General features: G+C 66.1%; 6 protein-coding genes. All 6 read right to left on the bottom strand.

The genetic code is table 11. The features are described 5' to 3' along the window. On the bottom strand, positions 1–167 hold a 167-nt coding region (locus GF405_04650; protein ID MBD3367448.1), incomplete at its 3' end, for an oxidoreductase. After that, positions 164–1,237 carry a hypothetical protein gene (locus tag GF405_04645; protein MBD3367447.1) on the bottom strand — a complete coding sequence of 358 codons (1,074 nt, stop codon included), beginning with the start codon at positions 1,235–1,237 and terminating at the stop codon, positions 164–166. The genes GF405_04645 and GF405_04650, both read right to left, overlap by 4 nt. A 382-nt stretch (positions 1,238–1,619) precedes the next feature. Further along, complete coding sequence (gene hflK, locus GF405_04640) at positions 1,620–2,621, bottom strand: FtsH protease activity modulator HflK (GenBank protein MBD3367446.1); 1,002 nt, start codon at positions 2,619–2,621, stop codon at positions 1,620–1,622. A 34-nt stretch (positions 2,622–2,655) separates the two neighbouring features. Further along, positions 2,656–3,537: a protease modulator HflC gene (hflC, locus tag GF405_04635; GenBank protein MBD3367445.1), complete on the bottom strand. Its 882-nt coding sequence runs from the start codon at positions 3,535–3,537 to the stop codon at positions 2,656–2,658. A 58-nt stretch (positions 3,538–3,595) separates the two neighbouring features. Then, positions 3,596–5,317: an FtsH protease activity modulator HflK gene (gene hflK, locus GF405_04630; protein MBD3367444.1), complete on the bottom strand. Its 1,722-nt coding sequence runs from the start codon at positions 5,315–5,317 to the stop codon at positions 3,596–3,598. Positions 5,318–5,424: 107 nt separating this feature from the next. After that, positions 5,425–5,523, bottom strand: a 99-nt coding sequence (locus GF405_04625; GenBank protein ID MBD3367443.1) for a hypothetical protein, incomplete at its 5' end; no start/stop codon positions are given.

Genomic DNA, 5,523 nt, shown 5'->3' with positions numbered 1-5,523 from the left:
GACGGTGTGAACGGCGCCTCCCCGACGCCGGGCACGGTGAGCTCGACGAACTGACCGGCCTCGAACGTCAGCGGCTCCTTCGGACGGAACCGGTACGTCGTGATGGTCGGGGTCTCCGGCTTGATCTCCTCGATGACGCTCTCTATGGGTCGGTAGATGTTCTTCATGCCCTCGCCTTCGCCTTCTCTGTCACGACGTGCCTGATCGCCTCGCGCATGTCGATCCGCCCCATACAAACATCAATGCAACGGCCGCATCCGGTGCATGTGACGAGGCCGTACCTGTCTCGTGAGTACTCCAACTTGCAGCGGATCCTGTTCTGCAGCCTCTCGGCGAGGTTGGCGCGGGAGTTCCCGCCGCCTCCTGTTCGCGCGAAGCCGATCGAGAGGCACGTGTCCCAGTTGCGCGTCCGCTCGTAGCCGCTCTCCGCCTCCTGGTCGACCAGCAGGAAGCACGTGCAGGTCGGACAGCAGCGGTTGCAGGCCGAGCAGGCCACGCAGTCCTGCGTGACGTACTGCCATGCCTCGAGAGGCGCCTCGAGGTCGTGCTTGTCGTACGGGACGCCGGTGTCGAACTCGTGATTCTGACGCTCGATCGCCTCGGTGACGGAGGCGCGCCGGCGGTCCCGCTCCTCCACCTGGGTCTTCTGGACGTCGACCGCGAGGTCGCCCGCGCCCTTCATGAGCTCCTCGCCCTTGTCGGTCGCGACCGTCACGATGAAACCGCCCTCGACCTGCGAGAGGTTGACGTCGAACCCCTCCTCAGGCCAGGGCTTCCCGCCCATCATCGTGCAGAAGCAGGTCTCCTTGGCGGCGTCGCAGTCGAGCGAGACGATGTAGGTCTGCCTGCGCTTCTCTATAATGAAGGGATCGTCATACTCCTCGGTGAAGTGCTCGGTGCTCCAGTAGACCTTGTCGAACTTCCTGAGTCCCCGGAGGTCGCAGCCTCTCGGACCGACGATCACCGTCTTCGGGGCTTCGACGTCGGCCTCGGTCTCGCGCGAGGGGAACTTCGACACGACCTCGCGCGGGTAGAAGAGGAAGGACTTCGGGTTCGTCGCGAGCGCGGCGCCGTGCAGATGGAGCGTCTCGGGCACCTCGTCGGTGACCAGCTCGTAGTCCGGCGTCTCCTCGTGGTTCATGATGTCGAAGGTCACCGGGACATAGACCCGGAAGTCCTTCGCCCATCGCCCGATGAGCTTCCGGAGGTTCTCCCTGGTGATGAAGACTTCTCTCATCCTCGCCTTTCCTCTCGGTGACTCTCACGCCGCCCGCGGAATCGCCCGGGCTCTGCGCGGTCCGGTCCGTCGGGCGGCACACAGAAACCCCGCGCCGCTCGTGCTCGTCTGAGCGACCCCGGGGTCACGCTGCGTCGGTGCGCGTGTCAGGTGATCCTGCCCCTGGCCAGCAAGTAACATCAGCCTTTCATTTGATGTCGCTCGCGGGTCACAAAAGGACGGCCCACGGTCGCGTGAAACACGATCCTGGGCCGCGGACAAAAGCCCGATAGATAGTAGCTTTACGTGTGTCGAGTGTCAAGCGGAAACGGGTCCGTCAAGCACGCTCGCAACGCCTCTTCGCGCTGTCGGCGAACGGGCCCGGTTCCGCCGGAGAACCGCGTCATTCACGCTCCGACAGGAACCTGAGGTCGAGCTTCGCCTCGCCGGCATCTGCGTCGATGATGTGCTTCCGCGCGGTCGCGAGAACCTCCTCCATGATCTCCAGATAGAGCCGCTCGCGCGTCGCGCCCTGCGCCTTCCGGTATTCCTGAAGCATGCTGGTGAAACGGGCCGCTTCACCCTCGGCCGACTTCGACTTCTCGGTCCTGTATCCCTCGGCGGCCGTGATAAGCTCCTGCGCCTCGCCCCGGGCCATCGGCACGACGCGGTTGGCGTACCCGCTGGCCTCCTGGGTGATGCGGTTCCGGTCCTCGCGGGCGCTGGCCACGTCGCGGAACGCGTCGGCGACCTCCCGTGGCGGCGTGATCTCCTGGATGTGGACGGCGACGATCTCGACCCCGGCCCCGTAGTCGTCGAGGACGGCCTGCGACTGAGCCTTGACCGACTGTGCGATCTCGACCTTCGCGACGGTCAGCACCTCGTCGACGCCGTGCGTCGCGAGCTCCTTCGTCAGAACCGACTCCCCCACCTTCCGGATCAGCCAGTGCGGCTCCTCGACGTCGTAGAGGAAGCTCGACGGGTCCTTAAGGACGTACTGGATGAGAAGCTGGACCTCGATGATGTTCGTGTCGCCGGTGAGGAACTGCGCCTCGCGGGGCTCCGGCCTCAAACCCCGAATCTGATCGACGATCTTGTATCCGACGCTCATGCGCTTGATCGAGGTCGTCTGGGGCGTCTCGACCGTGTCGACGGGCCACGGGATGCGGTAGTGGATGCCCGGGACGATGTCGTCGGCGATGACGCGGCCGAAGCGCTTGACGACGCCGCGCTCGTCGGGCTCGACGACGTAGATACCCGAGAGGACGTACATCACGACCGCGGCCAGCACGAGCCACCGCGCCAGACGGCCGACCTTTGGCAGCCCGGCCCGCATATCGGCACGGACGGTGCCCCGCTCATCCTCGGGTCCCCCTCCCGGGGGTCTTTCGGTCCACTCGGTCATCTCGACCAGCCGTTCTCCTTAGAATGCGCGCGACCTACTCGCTCTTCCTGTTCATGAGCTTGAGAAGGTCGGAGTCCGACGAGAGGATGATGGTCGTCTTCCCGTCGACGATCCTCCTGTACGACTCGAGCGTCCTCAGGAACTCGTAGAACTCCGGGTCGGCGCCATACGCCTTCGCGTAGATGGCCATAGCCTCGGCGTCGCCCTCGCCGCGGATCGTCTCGGCCTGGCGGTACGCCTCGGCCATGATCTCCTGGCGTTCCTTGTCGGCCTCGGCGCGGATCTTGATGGCCTCCTCCTCACCCTCCGACCGGTAGCGTTTCGCGATCCGCTCGCGCTCCGCGCGCATGCGGTCGAAGACGCTCTGCTTGTTCTGCTCGGGGAATGCAAGACGCTTTGTCCTGACCTCGGCGACACCGATGCCGAACCCGGTGGAGGCGGACGAACGCACGCGCTCGGTCACGACCGACATGATCTCTGCGATCCTCATCGAGTCGGGGTCGGTCGTGATGAGCGCCCTCAGAGGATAGCGGCCGAGAGCCGCGCCGAGCTCCGACGCCACGATGTCGGCCATCCGCACCTCCGCACCCGCCCGGTCGGTAACCGTCTCGAGGAATCGTCTCGGGTCCTCGATGCGCCACGCTACGAACGCATCGACGACGATGTTCTTCTTGTCGTTCGTCAGAAACTCGGTCGGCTTCGGATCGTAGACGAGAAGCCGGTCGTCGAAGAACCTGACCGCCTGGATCGGCTGCGGCACTTTCCAGTGGAGCCCGGACTCCGTGACGACGCCGACGGGGCTCCCGAACTGCGTCACGATCGCTGTCCGCGTCTCGTCGACCACGAAGATCGCCGACCTCACAAAGAGCGCCGCCAGCACGAGGACGGCGATCAGGACGTAGTGTTGTCGTTTCATGTCAGGTCTCCGTTCGTGCGCTTCCTGCGTTCGGCGTGTCCGCGGCGGTCGAGCAGGGCTACTCGCTGATCGTCGCCTCGTTCGCGAGCCCCTTGTCGAAGACGCGGATGTCGTAGCCGCGGAGTTCCACGTCTTCGCTCACGAAGAACTTCTCGATGCCTGCGAGGATCTCCTCCATCGTTTCGAGATAGAGCCGAGTCCGCGTCACGTCTCTGCCGTTCCTGTACGCCTCCGCCATCGCGATGATGCGGTCGGCGTCGCCCTTGGCCTTCTCGACACGCTCGAGGCGATACGCCTCGGCCTCGCGGATAAGCTTCTCGGCCTCGCCCCTCGCGCGCGGCACGAGCTGGTTGGCGTAGGCGTGCGCCTCGTTGATCGTCTTGTTCTTGTCTTCGCGAGCGCTCGAGATGTCGCGGAACGAGGGGACCACCTCGAGGGGTGGGTGCATGTCCTGGAGCCTCGTCGAGACGATCCGGACGCCGGCGCCCTCGCGGTCGAGGAAACGCTGGACCTCGGTCGCCACCTCTTCCTCGAGGGAGCTCCGCCGCATCGTCAGGACCTCCTCGAGGGGGAGGCGTCCGACGATGTGGGTGATGACGGACTCCGTCGCGTACCGGACAAGGTCGTCGGTCGACGCGACGGAGTAGAGGAACGCCCTGGCATCCGCGACACGGTAGAAGACGACCGCGTTCAGGTCCACGATGTTCTCGTCGCCCGTCAGCCGGAGAGCCTCCTCGGGGACCTTCTCATAGGTGCCGGCCGCGTGGCGGCTCTCCCAGAGCGTGGCGTAGAACTCGGCCGCGACCTCGGAGACCTCGCGGGGATTCTCACGCGTCCGGAAGCCGACCTCGACGCGCCGGGGCTTCCGGAGCTCGACGCGGGTGACGCGGTCGACCGGCCACGGAGCCTTGAGATGCGCCCCGGGCTCGACCGACTCGGGGAGCGCCCTCCCCCACCGCGTCACGACGCCGACCCTCCCGGGGCCGATGAAGTAGATACCGGAAAGACACCAGACGGCGACGACGATCCCGCCGATCGTGACAACGAGCCTCCATCGCTTCCCCGGCTCGCGCGCCGCCCGTCCGAGGTAACGGCCGAACGCGGCCAGGCCGATGGCCTCGAGCCCGGCCCCGATGGCTCTCACTGGAGCGCTGTGTGCGATCGCCACGACCGGCGTCGACTGCGCGATGGTCCCCATCCTGAGACCTCCGACCGCCGAGAGCAGGATGACGATGCCGGACTCGACCACGAAGATGGCGACGACGGCCGCCGCGATCGGGTCGAGCCGGACGCCGATGGCCTGTCCCATGAGCCCGACGACGACGGCGCCGGTGGTCAGCGTGTCCATTCTGGAGTGATAGCCGTCGGCCATGAGGCTCACACTCTCGGTCTCACGGCCGACGAACAGCTTGTACTGCGCGGCGAAGTACGAGACGAGCGCCGCGAAGAGGCTGCCGCCGATGGCGATGGGGAGGTTCGTGACGGAAGCGGTGGCGAGTGTCGAGACCCGGCGGAAGATGCCGAAGGCCGCGTAGAAGATGAGGAGTGCGATGACGACGCCGACGATGTTCTCGACGACGGCGAGATGGCGGCGTCCGTCCCGACGGGAGATGCGGGCCCCCGCCCAGACGAGGCCCGACGCCGCGACATCGGAGCCCGAGTGCCACGCGTCCGCCAGAAGCGCGATGCTCCCCGAGAGCGCCGCGAGCCCGACCTTCAGGAAGACGAGCCCGACGTTGATCAGGATCGAGATGAGCGCGGTGCGCTCGACGCGGTCCAAGACGCCTCACTCCTCTCGCGCGTTCTTCGTCGCTCCGGGCAGCGGCCGCTGGTGTGAACTCAGCGCGCTTTCTGGCCGGGACCGCCGGACCCGAGAGGATCGTCTCTCTACTCTTCCGACACGACGCGCGCTATGTCAACCACACGATCGTCCTTCCCGAGGTTGATGACACGCACGCCCTGCGTGTTGCGTCCGATGATCGAGAT

Origin of the sequence: Candidatus Effluviviaceae Genus V sp., assembly GCA_014728125.1 — a bacterium.
Taxonomy (GTDB): Bacteria; Joyebacterota; Joyebacteria; order Joyebacterales; family Joyebacteraceae; genus WJMD01.
The sequence above is the reverse complement of the archived record's forward strand: the minus strand, read 5'-3'. Positions and strand labels throughout refer to the sequence as shown.

Excerpts from the sequence above, each read along its gene's own strand:
- GF405_04645 (MBD3367447.1), bottom strand. The coding sequence starts at position 1,237 with ATGAGAGAAGTCTTCATCACCAGGGAGAACCTCCGGAAGCTCATCGGG.
- hflC (MBD3367445.1), bottom strand. The coding sequence starts at position 3,537 with ATGAAACGACAACACTACGTCCTGATCGCCGTCCTCGTGCTGGCGGCG.
- hflK (MBD3367446.1), bottom strand. The coding sequence starts at position 2,621 with ATGACCGAGTGGACCGAAAGACCCCCGGGAGGGGGACCCGAGGATGAG.